The sequence below is a fragment of the Chitinophaga sp. W2I13 genome, from assembly GCF_050434005.1.
Lineage (GTDB): Bacteria > Bacteroidota > Bacteroidia > Chitinophagales > Chitinophagaceae > Chitinophaga.
Window position 1 is genome coordinate 6,088,011 of record NZ_JBNPWD010000001.1, and the last position, 22,757, is coordinate 6,110,767.

8 protein-coding genes and 1 pseudogene are annotated in these 22,757 nt (G+C 45.3%); all 9 read left to right on the plus strand.

All coding sequences use genetic code 11. The features are described from left to right. The first annotated feature begins 4 nt into the window (after positions 1-4). The 9 genes and pseudogenes from QFZ48_RS24880 (at position 5) to QFZ48_RS24920 (ending at position 22,727) form a co-directional block, all read left to right on the plus strand. Positions 5-10,075: an amino acid adenylation domain-containing protein gene (locus tag QFZ48_RS24880; protein WP_429064224.1), complete on the plus strand. Its 10,071-nt coding sequence runs from the start codon at positions 5-7 to the stop codon at positions 10,073-10,075. Next, positions 9,966-10,490, plus strand: a pseudogene (locus QFZ48_RS24885) (condensation domain-containing protein); the annotation flags it as partial. The gene QFZ48_RS24880 and the pseudogene QFZ48_RS24885, both read left to right, overlap by 110 nt. 27 nt (positions 10,491-10,517) lie before the next feature. Continuing rightward, positions 10,518-12,152 carry an MBL fold metallo-hydrolase gene (locus QFZ48_RS24890; protein ID WP_429064227.1) on the plus strand — a complete coding sequence of 545 codons (1,635 nt, stop codon included), beginning with the start codon at positions 10,518-10,520 and terminating at the stop codon, positions 12,150-12,152. 40 nt (positions 12,153-12,192) lie between these two features. Then, entirely contained in the window at positions 12,193-13,845 is a 1,653-nt protein-coding gene (locus tag QFZ48_RS24895; protein ID WP_429048575.1) for a cyclic peptide export ABC transporter, read from the plus strand. Positions 13,846-13,899: 54 nt separating this feature from the next. Continuing rightward, complete coding sequence (locus QFZ48_RS24900; protein WP_429048574.1) at positions 13,900-14,670, plus strand: SDR family NAD(P)-dependent oxidoreductase; 771 nt, start codon at positions 13,900-13,902, stop codon at positions 14,668-14,670. A 75-nt stretch (positions 14,671-14,745) separates the two neighbouring features. Beyond that, positions 14,746-19,080: an SDR family oxidoreductase gene (locus tag QFZ48_RS24905; protein WP_429064229.1), complete on the plus strand. Its 4,335-nt coding sequence runs from the start codon at positions 14,746-14,748 to the stop codon at positions 19,078-19,080. 29 nt (positions 19,081-19,109) lie between these two features. Beyond that, entirely contained in the window at positions 19,110-19,304 is a 195-nt protein-coding gene (locus tag QFZ48_RS24910) for a hypothetical protein (RefSeq protein ID WP_429048570.1), read from the plus strand. 40 nt (positions 19,305-19,344) lie between these two features. Then, complete coding sequence (locus QFZ48_RS24915) at positions 19,345-20,259, plus strand: glycosyltransferase family 9 protein (protein WP_429048568.1); 915 nt, start codon at positions 19,345-19,347, stop codon at positions 20,257-20,259. Positions 20,260-20,303: 44 nt separating this feature from the next. After that, positions 20,304-22,727 (plus strand): ABC transporter permease, encoded by a 2,424-nt coding sequence (locus QFZ48_RS24920; RefSeq protein ID WP_429048566.1) that lies wholly within the window; start codon positions 20,304-20,306, stop codon positions 22,725-22,727. The last annotated feature ends 30 nt before the right edge of the window (positions 22,728-22,757 follow it).

A 22,757-nucleotide genomic window follows, 5' to 3' on the forward strand; every position in this document is an offset into this window, starting at 1 on the left:
CACCATGATAACCGAATTAATTGACAGGCTAATGCAACTCAACATAGTTGTTGAGCTGGCGGAACAAGATAAACTCAGAATTCATGCTGATGTAAATAGCATTCCTCAGCAGCTGTTGCAGGAGATTAGAAGCCGGAAACCGGAATTGATAGCATATTTGAAGGAACGAGCTTCGAATCCGGATTTTGAGATCATTCCCCAGGTGCGGCAGCAGGATAGCTATGTATTGTCATCATCCCAGAAACGCTTGTGGGTGCTGGCACAGATGGATGGCGTTAATACCGCTTATAATATCACGAATGTATTTGTTTTTGATGGTGAACTTAATGTTAATGTCATAGCGGACGCATTTGATCGCGTAATTGAGCGGCATGAAATATTAAGAACCATTTTTAAAATGAATGAAGCGGGAGAAGGCCGACAATTCATACTTTCTCCGGAAGAGTCAGGATTTAGAATTATTTATAAAGACCTGAGTAATACGTCGGATCCACATGATACTATCAGGCAAATCGTAGCACAGGAAAGTATTCACCTGTTTGATTTATCCACAGGACCGCTAATGCGTGCAGTGTTGTTAAAAACGGGTGATGGCAGATGGGTACTTGTTTATAGCGTGCATCACCTTATTAGTGATGGATGGTCCATGGATCTGCTGTTAAAGGAAATCCTGGAGCTATACAATACCGGCATTAAAGGTATTCCTGCTGCATTGCCGCCACTGCGTATACAATATAAAGATTACGCTGCCTGGCAACAGGCATTATTGAATAGCAGTGTCACAAACAGCCACCGATTGTACTGGAAAAACCAGCTCAAGAAAGAGCTGCCTGTTATCGCATTACCGGTAGATAACGTACGACCACCTTTAAGGACATATAGTGGCGGCCTTGTGAAGAGAGTGATAGCGCCTGCTGTGGTGGATGATTTGACGCAGCTATGTCAGGGACAGGGAGCAACTTTGTTTATGGGCTTCCTGGCGGCTATGAATATTATTCTGTATAAATATACCTCACAGGAAGATATCATCATTGGTACACCTATTGCTGGCAGAGATCATGCTGATCTGAAAGATCAGATCGGTTTTTATGTGAATACCCTGCCTTTACGTGTACGATTTAACCCTGGCAATAGTTTTACAGAATTGTTACAGCTGGTGAAAACAATTACATTGGAAGCGTATCAGCATCAGGTTTATCCTTTTGATAAACTGGTGGAAGACCTGGAGCTGCAACGGGATATGAGCCGAAATACATTGTTTGATGTAATGCTGGCCTTTCAAAATACAGATGATCTGAAACCAGGAAGTAGATTAGATGACCTGCTTGTGAGCGGCTATGATCATGATGACCATGTCATCAGCAAATTTGACCTTACATTCAATATTGAACCTGCCGGGCGCGGTATGAAGTTGAGTGTGGAATATAATGGCGATATCTTTTTTAGAGAAACAATAGAACGATTATCTGATCATTTTTTACAGGTACTCGAAGGTATTGTCTCCATCCCATCACTGCCTGTTGCACAGTTAACCATATTAAACAAAAGGGAAGAGAAGCAACTATTGGTGGACTTTAACGCAACGGATGATTTTCAGGCCACCGCTGCCACCATCGTTACATTGTTTGAGAAAATGGTGGCTGATTGTCCGGATGCGACAGCTGTGATTTTTAACGGAAGGCATCTGAGCTATAAAGAACTGGATCAGCAGGCGAATAAATTGTCTGCTTATCTGTTGAAGCGTTATACAATACAACCGGATGACCTGATTGGCATATTACTTCCGCGCAGCGAATGGCTTATTATCACCATATGGGCTATTCTCAAGTCTGGTGCCGCGTACCTGCCAATAGATACAGCCTATCCGGCAGACAGGATTACTTATATACTGGATGACAGCAAATGCAAAGGAGTAATAGATGAACAGGACATTGCTGACTTCATCGATACAGCAAATAATTATGATATAGAAAGACCATTGGTAAGACCCCAGTCGAACCACCTGGCTTATGTGCTTTATACCTCAGGATCTACCGGAATGCCGAAGGGTTGCGAGATCACGCATGGCAGCCTGTCGCATTATGTGCAGTGGGCCCGTCATCATTACCTGGGCAATGGGCTGAAAGGTAATTTCGCATTATTTACTTCGTTGTCGTTCGACCTGACAGTCACCAGTATTTTCAGCCCGCTGATCAATGGATCTACCTTACATATTTACGGACAGGAACAACCGGTGACAGATATTCTGCGTGATAGCTTCGGGAAAGACAGCGGGATAGATTGTATGAAGCTGACCCCTTCACATGTACGTTTGCTGAAGGGATTATCGTTGGAATCTTCCCGTGTTTTGTGTGTAATTGTGGGCGGCGAAGCAGTGATGCCAGATGATGTGTCCACGCTGAAAGCGTTGAACCCGGAAATGAAGGTGTATAACGAGTATGGCCCTACGGAGGCTACTGTAGGCTGTGTGGTGAAAGAACTGGAGTTGAACACGGAGATATTGATAGGGCGGCCGATCGCTGGAGCAGAAATATGTATACTTGATAGTCAGCGGTCGCTGGTACCGGTGGGTGTTTATGGCGAAATATGTATTGGGGGTGCGGGGTTGGCAAGAGGATATCTGAACCGCAAAGAATTAACAGAAGAGAAATTTATTTCTCACCCTTACCGGGAGGGTGAACGTCTTTATTTAACAGGAGATACTGGCAGATGGCAGCCCAACGGGGAAATAGCATATGCCGGCCGGACGGACGAGCAGGTGAAGGTACGTGGCTACCGCATTGAAACAGCAGAAATAGAACATGCACTGTTAAAGGGAGGATTTACTTCAGCGGCAGTGGTCAAAGTATGGCCAGGTGAGGATGGAGAAAACGAACTGGTAGCCTACCTGGCAGGAGAGTCTCACGACATTCCGCAGATACGCGCTTACCTGCTCACACAACTGCCGGGTTACATGATCCCGCATCAATTTATTTCGATACCGGAAATTCCGTTGACGACTAACGGTAAGGCCGATCGTAAAGCCTTGCCTGCTCCGGGAGTGACTAATACGGTAGCCGGAAGTGAGTATATCGCTGCGCGCAATGAAGTAGAAGCACAGCTGATTGCTATCTATGAAGAAGTGCTGAGAAAGCAGGGGATTGGTGTGCAGGACGACTTCTTTATGTTGGGTGGTGATTCAATCAAATCGATACAGGTCGTATTCCGTCTCAGGCAGCGGGGTTTCATCCTCAGGATTCAGGATGTGATGCAGCATCCGGTGATCGCCGATCTGTCTCTCTGCGTCAGGACATTGGGTCGTGAGGCCAGCCAGGAGCTGGTCACCGGTCACATTCCACTCAGTCCTGTTCAACAATGGTTTTTTCAAACGGCCGTTGCAGCGCCGCATCATTATAATCAGTCGGTATTACTGGAAAGCAGGGAGCCTTTAGCAGTACCCGCGCTGAAAGCAGCGCTGGATAAGATATTACTTCACCATGATGCGCTGCGGATGGTATATCATTCCACTGCCACAGGCTGGCTGCAGGAGAACAAAGGTAGCGAACAGCCATACCTGCTGGAGATTATTGACTGGACAGATGATGTCTCTTTTGCCGCGTGTTGTGATCGTATTCAGCGCAGTGCAGACCTGGATAAGGGACCGCTGTTCCGGGTGGGGTTATTTCGTGGTACTGGGAAAGACCGGTTGTTACTGGTCGCTCATCACCTGGTGATAGACGCTGTGTCATGGCGTATTTTATTCGAGGATCTTACGGTACTATATGAACAGTACCAATCAGGCGATGGACTAAACCTTCCAGCTAAAACAGATAGTTTCCAATACTGGCAGCAACAGTTGGAGGAATATGCGAAGAGCAGTGTGTTGAAGTCAGAGCAGTCTTACTGGGATGCTATTGAAGGGGTAGCGGTAGCAGCATTACCGCTGGATAATATGGGGGGCAGTAATCAAATAAAAGATATTGACACCTGCGCTTTTGTGCTGGACAAGGATATGACGAGCCGTTTGCAGGTGAGCTGTTATAAAGCCTATGGCGCGGAGATGAATGATATCCTGTTGACCGCGCTGAGCCTTGCTGTACAGGAAGTGTTTGAAACAGATGATGTTATGGTGCGGCTGGAAGGTCATGGCAGAGAAGACATCGGCAACGAGGTAAATGTAACGCGTACTATTGGCTGGTTTACAACCATGTATCCTGTGGTCTTTAATATGCGGTACCACAAAGATCCGGTGCGTCAGCTGATTGCGGTGAAAGAAAAGTTGCACCGTATACCGTCAAAAGGAATTGGTTATGGGGTGTTGCGTTATATGACAGAACAGGGATATAAATTACAGCCACAGATTGGTTTTAACTATCTGGGCGATTTCGGGGCTGTGCTAAATAAAGAACAAACCGTTTCAGCTTTTACTTTCTCAGGTGTTTACCGCGGTGTTGAAATACCTGCGGACATGGAGCGTGATCTGCTGCTGGATGTATCCGGCATGATAGCAGATGAAAGAATGAAGCTATCTATTGATTATAGCCGGGAACAATTTAATCATGCTACTATAGACAGACTGGCAACTGCATTCAGACAACATCTCGAAGTGTTGACGGATAAATTGTCGGCAGCAACCGTAACAACGCTTACGCCGGTTGATCTTACCTATAAGGAACTGGAGGTAGAGCAGGTGATGGAACTGCAAAGGGAAACCATGCTGGAGGATGTATATACACTGAGTCCTTTCCAGGAAGGATTGTATTACCACTGGCTGGCCACTCCCGGTTCCCCTATGTATTTTGAACAGATGAGTTACCGGCTGAAGGGTAAGCTGGATATCGCGATATTAAAGCAAAGCTATTATACGCTTGTATCCCGTCATGCGGTGATGAGAACCTATTTTACGCAACGTTTTGGAGAGCGCCTGTTACAGGTGGTATCCCGATCAGTAAGCGAAGGGTTTTCCGTTCTGGAACCGGCAGGAGATGGTGAAAGCTTTGTGGAAGCATTCAGGGAGCAGGATCGCCTTCGGGGTTTTGATCTTCATAAAGGCTCACAGATGCGGTTGACGGTAATTGATATGGGAGAAGAGATGTATGAGTTTGTATGGAGCCATCACCATATCATCATGGATGGCTGGTGTGTGAGTATTTTGGTAAAAGAATTTTTCCAGATATACGAAGGGTTAAAAACCGGTGTGGCGCCGGAGCTGGGCAGAGTATATCCTTACTCCGGATATATAAAGTGGATAGAAAACCTGAGCCGGGAGAAGACCTTGGATTACTGGCGTAATTATTTGTCGGGGTATGATACGCTCAGTACACTGCCGAAGACGCCATTTCTCCATCCCGAAGGAGGAAATCAACACCAGCTTTTGATTTTGGATGGCAGCAGAAGGGAAGCTATCCGGAAATTGTGTACTACGATAGGAATTACGGAGAGCGCCTTTGTGCAGGTGGTTTGGGGAATTTTATTAAGCAAGTATAACGATACAGATGATGTGGTATTTGGTACGGTTGTTTCAGGGCGTCCGGCGCACCTGGAAGGAATGGAAGAAATGATTGGTTTGTTCAGCAATGCGATACCGGTACGTATACGTCCTGAAAAGGCATCCGGCATCCGGACTTTACTCAAAGAAGTACAGCAGATGTGGATTGACGGTTCCGATCATCACTATATGCAGTTGGCGGAAATACAGGCTGCCAGCAGCCTGGGAAGGAATCTGATGGATCATATGCTGGTATTTGAAAACTTTCCGGTAGTAGAGTCGATAGGTCAGAATGTGGATAGCCTCAAGGGTTTGTCTGTATTATCAGGTGGTGCGTTTGGACGAACCAACTATGATCTTATGTTAACGATTTCTTCCCACCTGAATATTGAAATTAAGTTCGATTACAACACCACGATATACGATAGCAACCAGATAGATCGAATGAAATCTCATTTGATGGCGATTGTAGATAGTATGCTTGAAAACCCCGAAGCAACAGTAGGGACACTCGATTATATCGGGAAAGAGGAGCAGCAGTTATTATTAAAAACGTTTAACAATACTACTGTAAGGTATCCTGCAGAAAGTACGCTGGTAAGTCTTTTCCGCGATCAGGCCGTTCGCATTCCGGATGCCGCATCTGTTATATTTATGGATAAGCAGCTCAGTTACCGGGAGTTGGATGAGCAATCCGACCGGCTGGCAGGTTATCTGCAACAACAGTATGCACTGAAACCTGGGGATCGTATTGGGATGATGCTGAACCGGTCGGAAAAAATGATTATCACCATCCTGGGTATCCTGAAGGCAGGTTGCTGCTTTGTACCGATTGATCCGGAGTATCCGCAGGCAAGGAAATCTTTCCTTATCAGCGATGCCGCTGTACCCGTGTTGATTACCGAAACGGATCATATCTTCAACCTGGATTATTACGGTGGCGCGATTATCGCCATCGACCTGCAACTGGACACCATGGCCCAGCCTCTGGTTGGCAGCTTACCGCTGGTCAGCGCAAACCAGGCGGCCTATGTAATTTATACCTCCGGTTCTACCGGTACGCCCAAAGGTGTTGTTATCGAACATCATGCAATTGTGAATACGATTCTTTCGCAGCAGGTTGCTTTCGATATACAGGATAATGAAAGAGGATTGCAATTTGCTTCTCCTTCCTTTGACGCATCTGTATCTGAGATTTTTATTATCATCCTGACGGGTGGCGCCCTGTATATTATTGATGAAGACAGTAAGCGGAATCCTGCACTGTTGGAAGCTTATATCACTGATAATGCCATTAACATCGCTACCATTCCACCTGCTTATCTGAAACTGTTGAATTTACCTGGTATTGCCGGTCTCCGTAAGCTGATTACCGCCGGAGAGGCAGCTATCAAAGGTGATGCGCTGGCATTCCTGGAATATGGTACTTATTTTAACGCCTATGGTCCGGCGGAATCCAGCATATGCGCTACGGTATTCCGCGTGGAAAAAGGTGACGAAATTCCCTACAATAGTGTTCCTATAGGAAAACCGATTGCGAACACGCAGTTATATATTCTGGGAAGGGATCGTGCATTGATGCCCATAGGTGTATGGGGAGAAATTTGTATTGGAGGAGCAGGTTTGGCACAAGGTTATTTAAACCGGGAGGAGCTGACAGCAGAACGGTTTATTCCGCATCCTTTTGATGAAGGGCAGCGTTTATACCGGACCGGTGATGTAGGGCGCTGGTTGCCAGATGGCAACATTGAATTCAGTGGCCGCCTGGATGCACAGGTGAAGATCCGTGGTTACCGGATAGAAACGGGTGAAATAGAACATGTGCTGCAAGGGCATGATAGTGTGACTGGCGCAGTGGTGTTGCTTTGGCAGGGTAAAGAAGGACCGCCTGAACTGGTGGCCTATATTGCCGGAGGTGCTCATGATGAGCAGGCTATCCGTGCTTATCTGGGGGCGCATTTACCCGTGTATATGATCCCGCATCATTTTATTTCCCTGCCGGAATTCCCGGTAACGGTGAATGGAAAAACAGACAGGAAGGCACTGCCCTCTCCTGAAGATATGGCCCGGCCGGCAAATGTTATCTACGCAGCGGGCCGTAATGAAACAGAGTTACAGCTGATTGCTGTATTCAGCGAGGTGCTTAAAAAAGAGGGTATCGGCATTTATGACGATTTCTTTATGCTGGGAGGAGATTCTATCAAGTCTATCCAGATTGTAGCCCGCCTGAAACAACGAGGTTATTCGCTGAACATCCAGGATGTAATGCAACACCCGGTTATTGCGGAGTTGTCGGGCTGTGTGAAAGCCCTTACCCGTCAGGCCTCACAGGATATCATTACCGGTGAGATTTCTCTGAGTCCGATACAACAATGGTTCTTCGAATCCTCCGGATCTGCGCTGCATCATTATAATCAGTCTGTATTGCTGGAAAGCAGCGGTCGGTTATCCGTGCCAGGGTTGAAAGCGGCACTGGACCGTATCCTGTTGCATCATGATGCCTTAAGGATGGTTTACCGGCATACAGCAGCAGGATGGGTGCAGGAAAACAGGGGTAGCCAGCAGGGCTATATACTGGAAGTGCATGAGTGGACAAATGATGCTGACTTTGCGGCCGATTGCAACCGGCTTCAATCCGGAGTGAGCCTTGAAGAAGGCCCGCTGTTCCGGGTAGCATTGTTCCAGGGAGGAGCTAAAGACCGGTTGTTGCTGATAGCTCATCACCTGGTGATAGATGGGGTATCATGGCGTATTATATTCGAGGATCTATCTTCGCTTTATCAGCAATATATCAGTGGGGTTAATGCAGATCTGCCTCAGAAAACAGATGCTTTCCATTACTGGCAACAACAGCTGGAGGAATTTGCAGTGAGTGAAACGCTGCAGGCAGAAGAAGCTTACTGGTCTGCGATTGCATCCAGGCAGGTAAAGGGGCTTCCGGTAGACCATGTGACTGGTAGCAACCAGGTAAAGGATATTGCTTCCTGTTCCTTTGTACTACCTACGGATACGACTACACGCTTGTTAACCCGCTGTTATAAAACCTATAGCACAGAGATCAACGATATTCTCCTGACTGCCCTGAGCCTGGCGGTGCATGAGGTTTTTGCCGCCACGGAGGTGGCGGTGCGCATGGAAGGGCATGGTCGGGAACAGATTGGGGGCGATGTGGATGTGACCCGTACGGTAGGGTGGTTTACCACTATCTATCCGGTGATATTCGATATGCAATATCATGCAGACCCGGTTCGTCAACTGATTTCAGTCAAGGAAGTACTGCATCGTGTACCCGGGAAGGGGATTGGTTATGGAGTACTACGTTATATGGGGGGGCGGCCATATACGCTTGAACCGGAGATTACTTTCAATTACCTGGGGGACTTCGGATCAGGTGTAGACGCGGCTGATGGTACCTCGTTGTTTACTTTTTCGGGTGACTATCACGGAGAAGAAACGCCCGTTGACAGAGAGCGGGGTGTGTTGCTGGAGGTAAGCGGTATGGTGGTAGAAGGATGTTTGCAGATGTCTGTCAGGTACAGTGAGCAGCAATATACTGCCGATACGATGAACAGGTTGCTGAAAAGCTACCGTGATCATCTCGACCTGCTGATCAATCAGCTGTCTGTCGACAGACCAAACATTCCATTAAGTCAGGATACATCAACTACGGCAGTCTCCGGGGGGACATTGATAGACGCGTCCTATAATCAGCTCTTCTTCTTCTCCGAATGGACGGTAAAGGTGGAGGTAGTAGTTTCATGCTACGAAACGCCTACCCTTGATATACCTGCTTTCCACGAGGCGATGATAAAGCTTACGGAGCGTCATGAAATACTCAGGACAGGGTTTCTTCCCATCAACGGAAAAATTAAACAATGGATTGTGCCAGCAGAAGACCTGCATTATCAATTGCCGGATGTTATAAAACTGACGGATGATCGTGAAAAAGATGATATTATTGATAAAGCACATTATCAAAAATTTGATTTACGCAAGCCGCCGCTTTTTGGGGTGCAATTATACCAGCTAACTACAGGTAGCTTCCTGGTAGTGATTACACTGCATCATGTTATCACAGATGGATATTCCGACGGTATTTTGCTGAAAGAACTTAGCTCATTATACGAGCAGGCGTTGAAGAAAGAAGTGATGGCATTGCCGCCATTGACTTTACAATACCAGGATTTTACCAGGTGGCAGAAGCGCTTTGTTGATTCGGCAGAAGGATACCGGCAACGGAATTACTGGATGAAAAAGCTGGCAGGGTTTAATCCGGATCTGAGGCTATCACCGTCGCTGATGAATACCGGGACACGGGCAACAACAGGGGTGGATATCCGCACCACACTAACTGTGGAAGGGCAGCTGTATGATGATATCGGTAAGTTCGCGGCAAAGAATAACCTCACACGTGCCGGCATCATGATGGGAGCACTTACTTTTATTACTCCGGCAGCTTACCGGGCAGGAGGATGTAACTTTTGTTACACCGCTTTCTTCAAGGAATTCCAATCATTTCAAGGAGCTGGATATCACCACGCTGATAGGCTATTTTGTAAACGTAATATTTGTCAGGACGTTTGTAGACATGAACAGGTCACTCATTGACCATGTCCGTAATGTGCAGCAGCAGTTCCTGGAAGATCTGAATAATAGTTTATATCCTTTCAGAAAGCTGATAGACGAACTGCCGGACGTAACGCCTTCTGCTTCCTTTATCAATCCGCATGTATTCTTTAATTACCATAACTACGAGTATCTGAAAGATCAGGATGCCAGGATAGATAAGTCAGAGTTGAACGACACGGAAGATACGGTGGAAATGCAGTCTACATTCGGCATTAATATTAACGAGTTCAGAAACTGCTCAAGGGTACAGCTGATCTTTGATCCGGCTGTATTTGATCCGGCGCTGCGTAAAGAAGTCAAAGCGATGTTCCATTCCTTTCTTTGTGATATCGTATATGACCAACACCAGCCACTCAGAAGCATCAAGCGAAAGATGGTTATCAAGGGTATCTAAAATTATTAATCATATTAATAAGCTGTTATGAAAGAAGAGTTGTATTACCTCAAACCGAATGTTGTATTTGAGCCACTCATAGGAAGATGGTATGCCTGGTCTCATCTGATATCTCCGGCCACGGCGGCCATGAATGTGGTGGGCAGACATCTGAAGATTATGAATTCCTATATACAGGCTCCGCAGATACATGCTGCTGCAGTACTTAATCCCAAAATGCTGGGAGGACCGTTTATGGATTATGGAACACCCAAAGTAGAGGAGATCAGGAAGTTAAAAGAAGAAACGATAACCAGTCAGTCATCATTGATCAGGATGGCAGAGGCGATTAAGGAATTGAATGCTATCCTTGAAAAAGAGGCCAGCGGATTTTCCCTGGAAAGCCTTTATGAGAAAGTGCCGGAGATATTGAGAGGCTATGTGGAATTGAATTATGATCTGAATAACAGGCCATCTTTCCGCTTCTTTGAACCATTGCTGTACAAGAGTGAGTTTTATAATAAAAAATCGCAGAGCGTGGCGTTGTGGGTCACGGAAAATGACGAGCGCCCGTTTTGTTTAAGTACCCCCCGCCTTGATAGCCCGGAAATACTGCACCTGAATATTTCTTTCGATCATCCGGGAATAGATGTACTAAGTAAGATGAAAAGAACCCCTGGCTCCATAAATGAGATAGCGGCGTTGCTTGGCGTGCAGGAGGCTGACAGGGTGCTGTTTGATTCTTTTTTCACGAAACAGACGTATCCCGCTTATAGTAAATATGAAGGTCCCGCTGTACGAATGCGCTATTTCGGGCATGCCTGCATTTTGATTGAAACGCAGGGCATCAGTATTTTAGTAGATCCTCTGATCAGCTATTACGGTTATGAATCCAGTGTTTCTCACTTTTCTGACGTGGATATCCCGGATGAAATTGACTATGTATTGATAACGCACAATCATCAGGATCATATTTTATTTGAAACGTTACTGTCTTTACGATATAGAATAAAAAATATCATCGTACCAAGAACTACTGCAGGAGCCTTGCAAGATCCCAACTTGAAGCTGGTATTCAATGAAGCAGGATTTAAGAATGTCATTGAAATCGATGATATGGAAGCTATCCGGTTTAAGGATTGTGTGATCACAGGTGTACCTTTTACCGGTGAACATAGTGACCTGAACATACAGGCCAAAACCTGTTATCATGTTGCGGTCAACGATTTCACTTTCCTGTTCGTTGCCGACTCCAGGGTGTTGGAAGCGAGGCTGTACGAGCATATTCACCGGATGATAGGAGATGCGGATGTCATTTTTCTGGGTATGGAATGTGATGGGGCCCCGCTTTCCTGGTTATATGGTCCGTTGATGCCGGAGGAGCTGCCTCGCGACAAAGATCAGTCAAGGCGCTTGTCCGGATCTGATTTTAAGAAAGGTATTCACCTGGTGAACACCTTCCATCCCAAAGAGGTGTATGTGTATGCGATGGGCATGGAGCCCTGGCTGGAGTTTATTAGTACGGTAAGGTATACGGCTGCATCTAATCCCATTGTACAATCCAACCTGTTAATAGAGGAATGCAAAAAAAGGGATATAATGGCAGAGCGGTTATATGGAGAGAAAGAAATTTTGTATCAATATAGCCAGGAGCCTGCATTGCAGGAAGCATTGAAAGGGTAATATTATATAGTCACCAGACGTGGATCTTTTAAACAAAAGAATGAAAAAGTTACTTGAAATAGTTTTGCCTTTAATCGGCAAAATGCGGCTTATCAAATATGTCATTTGTGGGATACTTTCCGGATTGTTCAACTTTTTGTTTATCAACTTCATTACGAAAGTGATCTCCAGATTGATTACCGGTGACTTTGGGGAGTCCCGTACCAGCTACGTTGCCATATTTGCTGGCGTCATTATCGTGTATGTCCTGATCAGAAGGACCTTGTCACTGGGAATTATAAAACTGGCCCAGTCGGTTTTCTGGAAGTTGCGTAAGGACATATTTACGCAGGCACTCAAAGCCGGTTATCAGCAGATCATTCAACGAAAATCAGAAATTCAGACAGCGATTTTGGGAGATGTCCAGGTACTTACGGATGCATCACTCAATATTATTGGATTCTTTTCTGCCTTCATTCTGGCTATTTCCTGCTTTGTGTACCTGTCATCCATTTCGCTGATTCTCTTTCTGATTACACTGGCTGTAGCAGGGATCGGTATTACAGGATATCATTTTAGCTCGAAGAAGAATATCAAACAGTTCAACAGGTCAAGGGAGCTGGAAAACAAGTTTGAGCAGAATGTAAATTCAATTCTTTACGGGTTTAAGGAAATATTTGTAGAGCCGGAGAAAGGCAATGATATATACCATCAGAATGTGATTCCTGTTGCCCAGGAGTCATACGATAGCAATATGAAAGCTTTCTCTGGTTATATCAATAATCAGATGACGGGTCAGGTACTTTTTTATATCCTGATAGCCTCGGTATTGCTTTTTTTTAGCCTGATCCTGAAAATAAATCCTGCTGATATAGTAAGTTTTGTGTTTACGCTGTTTTACCTGCTGGGGGCGCTGGAAACAATTATGGTACTTCTGCCGGGTATTGCCCGTGCGGGCGTTGCGGCCAGGCATCTTACTGCGCTCAAACACGATCTGGAAAATGTGGAACAACGTGCACCTGATAATTTAGGCATCTTCAGCAAAGAGGAGTTCAACACGATTGAAATCAGGAACCTTGAGTTTCGTTACGGCGGCCATAACCGGTTTTTTGCGCTTGGACCTATTAACCTGGAAGTATGCAAGGGGGATATCATTTTTATTTACGGCAGTAACGGCAGTGGGAAATCTACACTTATCAACGCGCTGCTGGGGTTATATCCGCATTCTGCTGGAGAAGTATTGTTGAACAGAACAATCGTGGAAGCGTCCTGCCACGCATCTTACCGGGGATTATTCTGTGTTGTATTCAGCGACTTTTATTTATTCAGTGAACTGTATGGTATTAATAATTTTAATCTGGAGAGATGGGCATATTATCTGAAATTATTTGAATTAGAGGGGAAAGTAACGCTGACAGGCAGAAAGTTGTCTACTACAGACCTTTCCACCGGACAGCGGAAACGGCTGGCACTCATTGTTGCATTAATGGAGGAGAAGCCAATTCTTGTGATGGATGAGTGGGCGGCAGACCAGGATCCTTATTTTAGAAAGAAATTTTATATCGAAATTATTCCCATCCTGAAGAAAGAAGGTTACACCGTTATTGCCATTACACACGATGATAAATATTACGACTGTGCCGATAAATTATTCAGGATGGATTATGGAAAGTTATGGCCGGAAACGGTAACGGAACATTCTCTGGGCCGATGATTTTTGGAGTACGGGTCTTTTTATTATTTCCATACGCTGTTAAAAAATTTCTTAATGAATAATCGCATAGCAATTATAACCGGCGCGAGTTCAGGCGTTGGCAAAGCTACTGCCCTGGAGCTGAGTCGTAAAGGCGTGAAGGTGGTACTCAATGCCAGAAATACAGATAAACTGGAGGCGCTCTGCAAGGAGATTAATGAGTTTGCCGCGGGGAGCGCCATATGGGTTTCCGGTGATGTATCAGACAAGTGGGTGATGGATCAGTGCTGCGAGAAATGTCTTTACACCTGGAATGTTTTACCCGATATTTTTATAGCCAGTGCAGGCCGGGGACTTCCAGGAACGGTGATGAACTCGGATGAAAACGAGTGGAATGATATTATAAATACCAATTTTAATGGACTGATGCGTCAGTTGAAATGTGCCGGTGAGATTATGACCGCACATATCGCCGCCGAACGAAATCCGATCACGCATCCATTGGATATTATTGTGTTAGGATCGAACATAGGAAGAAATGTTTCCCCTTTCAACTCAGTATATGGCGCCACAAAATTCGCGGCCAGAGGGCTTACCACCGCTTTGCAGCGGGAGCTTGGGCCAAAGGGTATCCGTGTAACACTGATTGAACCTGGTATGATTGCCACTTCCTTCCAGGAAACTGCTGGTTATGATCCGGAATGGTTCGGGCGATATGCCAGTGAGATCGGACCTGTTTTGCAGGCTGCTGATATTGCAGGCATTATCAGCTTTCTGGTGGGCTTACCGGGCAATGTAAACCTGGATATTATTTCTATCAGGCCTACCCGTCAGGCTTATCCATAAGTGCGTGGCCTGCAGTGGATCTTTTGTAATAAGTTTTCAGATTGTAATTAGTTAGGTCACTTATTCCGTCTCCAAATGTACATTCCTCATATAAATTTAACGTCACTCTTTCTAAGCATCTGCAGGGAATTTCCTGACAGAGTGGCCATAAAAGACTCCGGGTGTTCACTCACCTACAGGCAAACGTTGCAATTTGCCCAACAGCTTGCGGCATCACTGAAGGAGCAGCAGGTGGCTGTGGGAAACAGGGTGGTGTGTATTGGCAGAAAGGATGTGGAAACCATTGTCAGCTTTTGGGGGATATTACTCGGTGGGTGCATCCCTGTTATGCTCGATGAAGAGGATGGTGAACACGTTAACATCGCCAAGATAAAGGAAGTAGAGGCAGGCGCCCTGGTACTCGATAAAACCAGACAACCAGCTGTTACCGCGGCGCACGATATACCTTTGCTGGAGCTTTCCCAGCTTTGCGCTGCCAGGTTATCCGCTGCGGTGTATGATACTCCCGATGTCTCTGGTTTTCCGGACCTCTGCTACATCCTGCTTACCAGTGGTACCACTGGTAAACCTAAAGCCGTGCAGATATTACATAGCAGTGTACTGCATTATGCATATGCCATTTATCAGCGGATTGGTAGTCCTGACCATGTAGTGGCGGCGCATGTATCTACTATGGCGGCAGACTTAGGGCTTACTAACCTGCTGATAGCGTTGGTAGCTGGCGGCACCTTGCGCGTGATCAATAAAACAGAAGCAACGGATCCTGCATGCTTCAATCGTATAATGGAAGAGGAGAAGGTATCCCTGCTGAAGATTACGCCTTCCCATTTGATTTCTCTTATCGGCAATAATATTGCACCCTATACAACGCCGCTTGATTGCATTATCCTGGGAGGTGAAAAGCTGGGCTGGGATGTGGTAGACGCCATTGTTTCCGCAAAATTATGTACAAAGCTTTTCAATCACTACGGGCCAACAGAAGCTACGGTTGGTGCATTGGCTTTTCACATCGATCACGACAGCGCAATTACTGCTAAAACCGGCTCTGTGCCAATGGGTACACCTCTCGGAGAGGGGATCTGCTTTCTGGAAAACAAAGAGGGCGACACCGGAGAACTCTATATCGGAGGGCCGGGTATTAGTGTTGGATATCTGCATAATGAGGCAGAAAATGAACGGAAATTCCTTGTCAGGGAATTTGCCGGCCGGAAAGTGCGGTGCTACAGAACGGGCGATGTTTGCAGGCAACTGAGTGACGGCAATTATGAATTTCTTTACAGAACAGATCGTCAGGTAAAGGTAATGGGGCATCGGATAGAATTGGGCGAGATAGAGCTGGCCATTTATGCCCGGCCTGAAGTAGCCGCCGTTGCCGCAGATACTTCTATGCATTTAGGTCATCCGGTAATAGAAGTATACATCAAGCTCAGAAAAGACGCGACCCTTGATACAGAAGAGTTAAGAATATGGCTTCAGGAACGCCTTCCGAAATACAAAGTACCCACTGTTTTTAACTTTTATACTGTCACTCCCTACAACGCCAATGGAAAGCTGGACCTGCCTGCGTTGAAAGCATCGTTCCGAAAGGATGCGAAAGCCAGGGAATCTGGTGGGACGAAATTACATGAAATTTCCTGGCGGGGGCTCGTTAGTAAAACATGGATGAAAGTGCTGGGAAGTACGATGGTATCGCCGGCTGATAACTTTTTTAAAACGGGAGGGGACTCGCTCCGGGCTATACAATTTATTGGAAGGCTGCAACGCTTTGGATATAAGGTGAGTATATCTGACATCAATAATTTTCCGGAGTTTGGAAAATTCCTGGATCTGGCACCGGAAAAAGAGCGTAACTACAAGGTGTCATCGCAGCCGGTGAAAAAGGTGCAGCAATGGACCATTTCGCAACATCGGCTCCTTGAGCAGAAAGGCTTTGATATCGCCAACTACTGTCAAAGTATACTATTGCAGGCGACGGAAAAAATCAGCATTCGTGAATTGGCTCTGGCACTCAAATGTTTGTTGGAAGGGCATCCGCAACTCGGTATGTATTTCCAGGAGATAAGAGGACATTTCAGTATGGAGAAAAAGTCAACCACCGGTATACATTTGCAAACGACAGTGCTGGACAGTGAAAAACCAGTAGTAGTACAAATCCAGGAGGTGGCGGCGCATCTTTTAAAAGAGATATCTGCAGACCGGTTGTTGTTCTCCGTTCATCTATTTATCGATAATAAGGGTAACGATTATATTTATTTTCTTGGGCATCATCTGATCATTGATGTAGTATCGTGGCATATCATTATTGGTGAATTATTTGACTATTACGAGCATTTTTTATCTGGTAATCATCCCACCATAGTGCCGGAGGATTCACTCGGCAGATTTTTTAACGAGATAGAAGCAGGGGCGGAGGAAAGTAAAGCGTTATTGAATGGTAGCGTGCCCCAACGTATACACAGACTACCCGAGCAGGTGCCGGAAACCGACGGACAGCATGCCCTGGAAGTGTTATGTATCACCATTCCCGAAGAAATATCTGCCGCCCTCAGATTTGTGGACTTGCAGGGGACGCCATCTTTGCTAAGTGGTTTGCTGATGTATTCTTTTTCCAGCGCGTTGCTGGATGAATATTCCCTGCCGGCACTTACGGTAGATACAGAGTATCACGGAAGGCCCAGGTATAATCATCTTCCTGACCTTAGCAGGTCTGTTGCCTGGTGGGCTACTACCTGGCCGGTACATCTGGAAGCAGCAAAACTATCCGTCGGATATTGTTCACGCCTGATTCATGAGAAAGCAGCTGCAGCCAATAATATTAACCTGCTGCCACCGCTTATAAATAGAAAGAACAGGGAACGACCACCTGATGTTAAATTTAACTACCTGGGATATTTTCCGGAAACATTTGGAAACGGAAAAATTACGCTGGTTCCCGCATGCTTCAATCCCGGATCGCCACGAAGCATGAGTGCCCAGCAGGAGTATAAGATATCATTTACTACACGGTTTATTGGTAACCGGATGGTGGCAGACATGCAGTATGATCTTCAGTGGTGTTCCGGAGCGAAAGCAAGCGCTGTTGCCGGACGTTTCTTTGAGATATTAAAAAATGCACTGCGGGAAAGAAATTGCTCATTTGATGAAACGGTCCTGCCTTTTATGAAAAGCAATATGCCCTCTGTAGGTCAACCGTTATACCAGTTACATTCCGCAATAGCTGCAGCAAAGCCAGCGAATATCTTTCTTACCGGCGCTACTGGATTTCTGGGCATTCATCTGCTGCATCAGCTGATAACACAGGGAGCCAGGATAATCAATTGCCTGGTCAGGAGCGGGGGACGGGATGCAGCAGCTAAGAGATTGAAACATTGTTACGAGCATTACTTTCAAAATGTGCCCGTTAACTGGGATAAGGTAGTGCGCGTTATAAACGGGGATCTGTCTGAAAGCCACTTTGGCTTGTGTGCTGAAGATTATCAGCTGTTGGCGGATGAAACAGATGTTATATTACATACCGGTGCAGATGTAAACCTCCTGCGTGATTATGCATTGCTGGCCCAAACCAATATCACAGGTACCCGCAATGTAATTGAATTAGCCACTGCCGGTAAAGGGATGAAAATACATTTCGTTTCTACATTGGCAGTAAGTGGTATGCCTGGCGATAGCATAAAAAGGAAGTTTAGCGAGGATGATTTCGATTACGGGCAGATTTTTATCTCCAACTACGAAAAAACCAAGTTTGAGGCAGAGCAACTTATCCGGGAGTTTATCAATACAGGAGGGCAGGGTCGGATATATAGGGTGAGTCATATTGCGGCAGACTCTGCAACAGGTAAATTCCAGAAGAACGTTGGAGATAACCGTATTTTCCAGGTGTTAAAAGGGATGCTTTTGCTGCGACATATTCCGGATACCTATCAGGAGCAGCTGTCTTTTTCCTACGTAGATATTGTTGCACAGGGAATTGCCGCATTTTGTCTTGAGAAGATCCATGCGGATATACGTTGTGTACACATGGAGAATCCTCAATGCCTGCCATTTACAGCGGTTGTACAATTGCTTCGGCAGATGGGTTATGTCATCGACGTAGTTGATACGTCTGCTTTCAAGGAGAAAATAAACAATTATGAAGGCCCCGCCGGCTCGAAAAGAGATATTGATCTTATGGATACCTGGATTCAGCGATATCTTCAAACGCCGCGACAGATCATCTACAATAATAACAGGTCTGTTGATATGTTGGCCACATTCGGTATTTATTTCCCGAAGGCTGATCTGCAATGGTTTTCCCGTATGATCCAGAAAGGTATTAGTGCCGGATACTTTGAGCCGCCCGCAGGCTATCGTAATGTTGCCAGTTGGTCAGATGTTACTGATGCAATGGGAGAAATACAGCATCGGTCCTGATCATCATTTTTCACTATAAAATGCCAAGTATGAAAACAAAGGAGGAAATATTGGAAAGAATCATCCATATTCAGCATGATGCAGTACTGATTGAAGAAAAACTGAATGAAGAGATGCTGAAGCGGCATCCGGACAGGGATTACACGCTGCTGAAATTTCTGCATAAGGAGAAATGTAATTGGGCCAGTGCTGTCCGTGAGTTGGAATGGATGATTACTGACTGAAGATATTCTGGTTACTCATTTCTATTTATTAATGTTCAATATGAAGAGAAAAATAATCCGCGTAATCTCCTGGGGAGGTTTAGGAGATGTGTTGTTAACTACACCTTCCTTTGAAGCCCTGAAAAAAAAGGACCCGACCTGCAAGGTTATTATTTATTGCACCTCAAAATCACATATGGAGGTTTACAAAAACAACCCCTATATTGATGATGTCAGATCAAATGCTTTCAGATCTAATATGCTGGCTTATTTTCTGTCTTATTTCAAGCTGGCGCGTTTTCTGATTCCGAACTATGGCCAAATGCTTCCAAGCCTGTTTTTTAAAAAACATGCAACGGAAATTATAGCCGAAGAGATCTTCAACGTAAAGCTGGAAAGGAATAAAGTACAGATATACCTGACAGGCGCGGAAGAGGAATGGGCCAAACAAAAGCTGTCGGCCTACAGGACCCCGGTGGCCATTCACGTTACGTCTATCACCTCCACGAATCAGATGTGGCCATTGGAATACTGGGAAGAGTTGGTGGCTTCCTCTCCGGAGTATACCTTCTTACAGTTGGGACTTCCATCGGAGCAGTCTATTAAAGGCGCCGTGGATCTGAGAGGGGATACTACTTTCCGTCAGGCATTGGGAATTTTGAAATATTCTGCAAGTTTTATTGGAGTGGTTTCTTCTTTTTTACATGCCAGCAGTGCATTTGATACGCCGGGTATTGGTCTGTACGGATCCTCTACCCCCGTTGTATGGGGATATGACAATAATATAAATTTATTTAAAAAATTACATTGTGCTCCCTGTATTGATTATATTTGGAAAAGCCCTTGTCCATATTCAAGTCGCTGTATGACCGGTATTACTGTAGCAGAAGTGAAAGCAGCGCTGGACAAACAAATAAGGAACAGGCAACAAACCCGGAACCCCTTGGAGTCATTACTGCAGGTATCCGAACCATGATTCAATCGGGCTGATTCGTTTAACATCTTATTTAACCATTATTTATGCTCAGGAACTATTTGAAATTTGCTATCCGAAATCTGTCCAGAAACAAAACATTCAGCTTTATCAACATTATAGGCTTGTCTGCAGGTACATTGTGTTGTTTGTATATTATTCTTTATGTGCAGAACCTATTTAGCTATGATAATTACCATAAACACGCGCAGGAAATATATCGCATTACCACCACACTGGGCCCAACGGGGGATCAGGTAAAGCTTGCCACTACTTCGCCTCCCGTGGCGCCGGTAATGAAGATGGAGTTCGGGGAGGTGCAGCAGTACACCCGTGTTGTAGGTACCAGGGATATCAAAGAGAGCCTGCTTACCTATCATGAGAACGCCTACTATGCTAAAGATATGGTGTATGTGGATTCTACTTTTTTCGATGTTTTTGACTACCACTTTGTAAATGGTAATGCAATCAATGCTTTAGCAGAGCCCAATGTGGTGGTGCTCCTGAAGACAACAGCGGATAAGATCTTCCCGCACGAATCGCCGGTCGGTAAAATTATCCAAATCGAAAATGCTGAGGGAAGAAAGGATTATAAAGTTACCGCTGTTGTTGATGAAAGTCTCGGACTATCGCATATCCGTGCCAGTTTGTTTATTACAATGAACAGCGGCGGCATAGGCGGTGATGTAAAGACGGATGATGACTGGGGCGGTCATAACTTTGTACATTCCTATGTGAGGCTTTATCCCAACGCGAAGGTAACGTCATTGCAGAAAAAGATACCGGAATTCCTGAATAAATATGGGGGCGCCAGGCTTGAAAAACTGGGAATGAAAAAGCAATTGCATCTGCAGCCGCTGAGTGACATTCATACTACTACAGGTTATGAGAATGAAATGACGCAGCCAATCAGTAAAGCATTTTTATACCTGCTCTTGCTGGTGGCTATTCTCATTCAGTTTATCGCTTGTATTAACTTTATGAACCTGTCTACCGCTTTCGCTTCCAAACGGGCGAAGGAAGTAGGGGTAAGAAAAGTTATGGGGGCCGTGAAATATGATTTTGTCCGGCAGTTTCTCAGCGAATCAATGATAATGGTGTTTATCAGCATTGTGCTGGCACTCCTGTTGTTGGTGCCCGCCATGCCTTACCTGAACCAGTTAACAGGTACGGACATCAGGTGGACTGTTTTTTTTGACTACCGCATCTGGCTGATATTGCTGACGATTTTAATTTTCACTGGTGTCCTGGCAGGAAGTTATCCCGCATTTTATTTGTCTGCATTCCAGGCTATAAAAGTCATCCGGGGAGACTTTACCAACCGTATGTCGGCGGCGGGCCTGCGGCATCTGCTGATAGTGTTTCAGTTTTCTATGTCCATCATGCTGATGATAGGCATTGTTGTTATTTACTGCCAGCTGAACTATATCAAGAATAAAGATTTGGGCTATGAAAAGAAACAGAAACTGATCCTCACCTTTCATACAAACAATACCAAAAGTCACATGCGTGCTATCATGTCCGAGCTGCAGCAACAGACGGAGGTACTGGCCGTAAGCAGCACCAATAGTTATCCGAGCCAGGCAGTGACCAATGACTGGCCTTTCTTTCCAAGGGGCGGAAGTTCCACCACCGCAAAAGATGCGCAATTCATTCTTACGGATGAGAATTATCTTAAAACTACCGGAATAAAACTGCTAACAGGAAGGGATTTCCGGAGAACCGATTCGGCAACTGTTCTCATAAACGAGACGATGGCCCAGAAAATGGGCTGGAATACCAATACTGCGGTAGGTCAAAGAATCTACTCACAACAAGACGATTCGATTCCATTGGAATTTGAAGTAGTTGGCGTGATGAAGGATTTTAACTATAACTCTCTTCATGGGGATATCTATCCATTTTTGCTGATGTATGATCCGGAAAACGGCGATATTTCCAATTTGCTCGTTAGCCTGAAGAGCGATAATTACAAAAATACACTCGGTAAAGCAGAACAGATATGGAGAAAGAATCTTCCTGATACCCCTTTTGAATACTCTTTCCTGGATAGTGAAGTGGAAAAGCAATATGAAGGAGAACTTACACTTTCGCGTATTATCAGGTCTTTCGCTATTATGGCCATTATAATTTCATCGCTCGGACTATTTGGCTTATCCGCTTTTAGTGCCGAACAAAGGAGGAAGGAGATTGGCATCAGGAAAATACTTGGCGCCAGTATCTTAAACGTAGTGATGCTATTGTCAAAAGACTTTGTGAGACTGGTGTTGGTTGCTTTTGTTTTTGCGATCCCCATTGCCTGGTGGACAATGAGCAAGTGGCTAAATGATTTCGCCTACCGGATCAGTATTAGCTGGTGGATGTTTATCATTGCCGGCGCCATGGCCCTGTTTATTGCTTTATTCACTGTCAGTTTCCAGTCTATGAAAGCAGCCCGTACAAAACCGCTTGACAACTTGAAAAATAAATGAGATCCTCATCTTTTTATCACTCATTGAAAT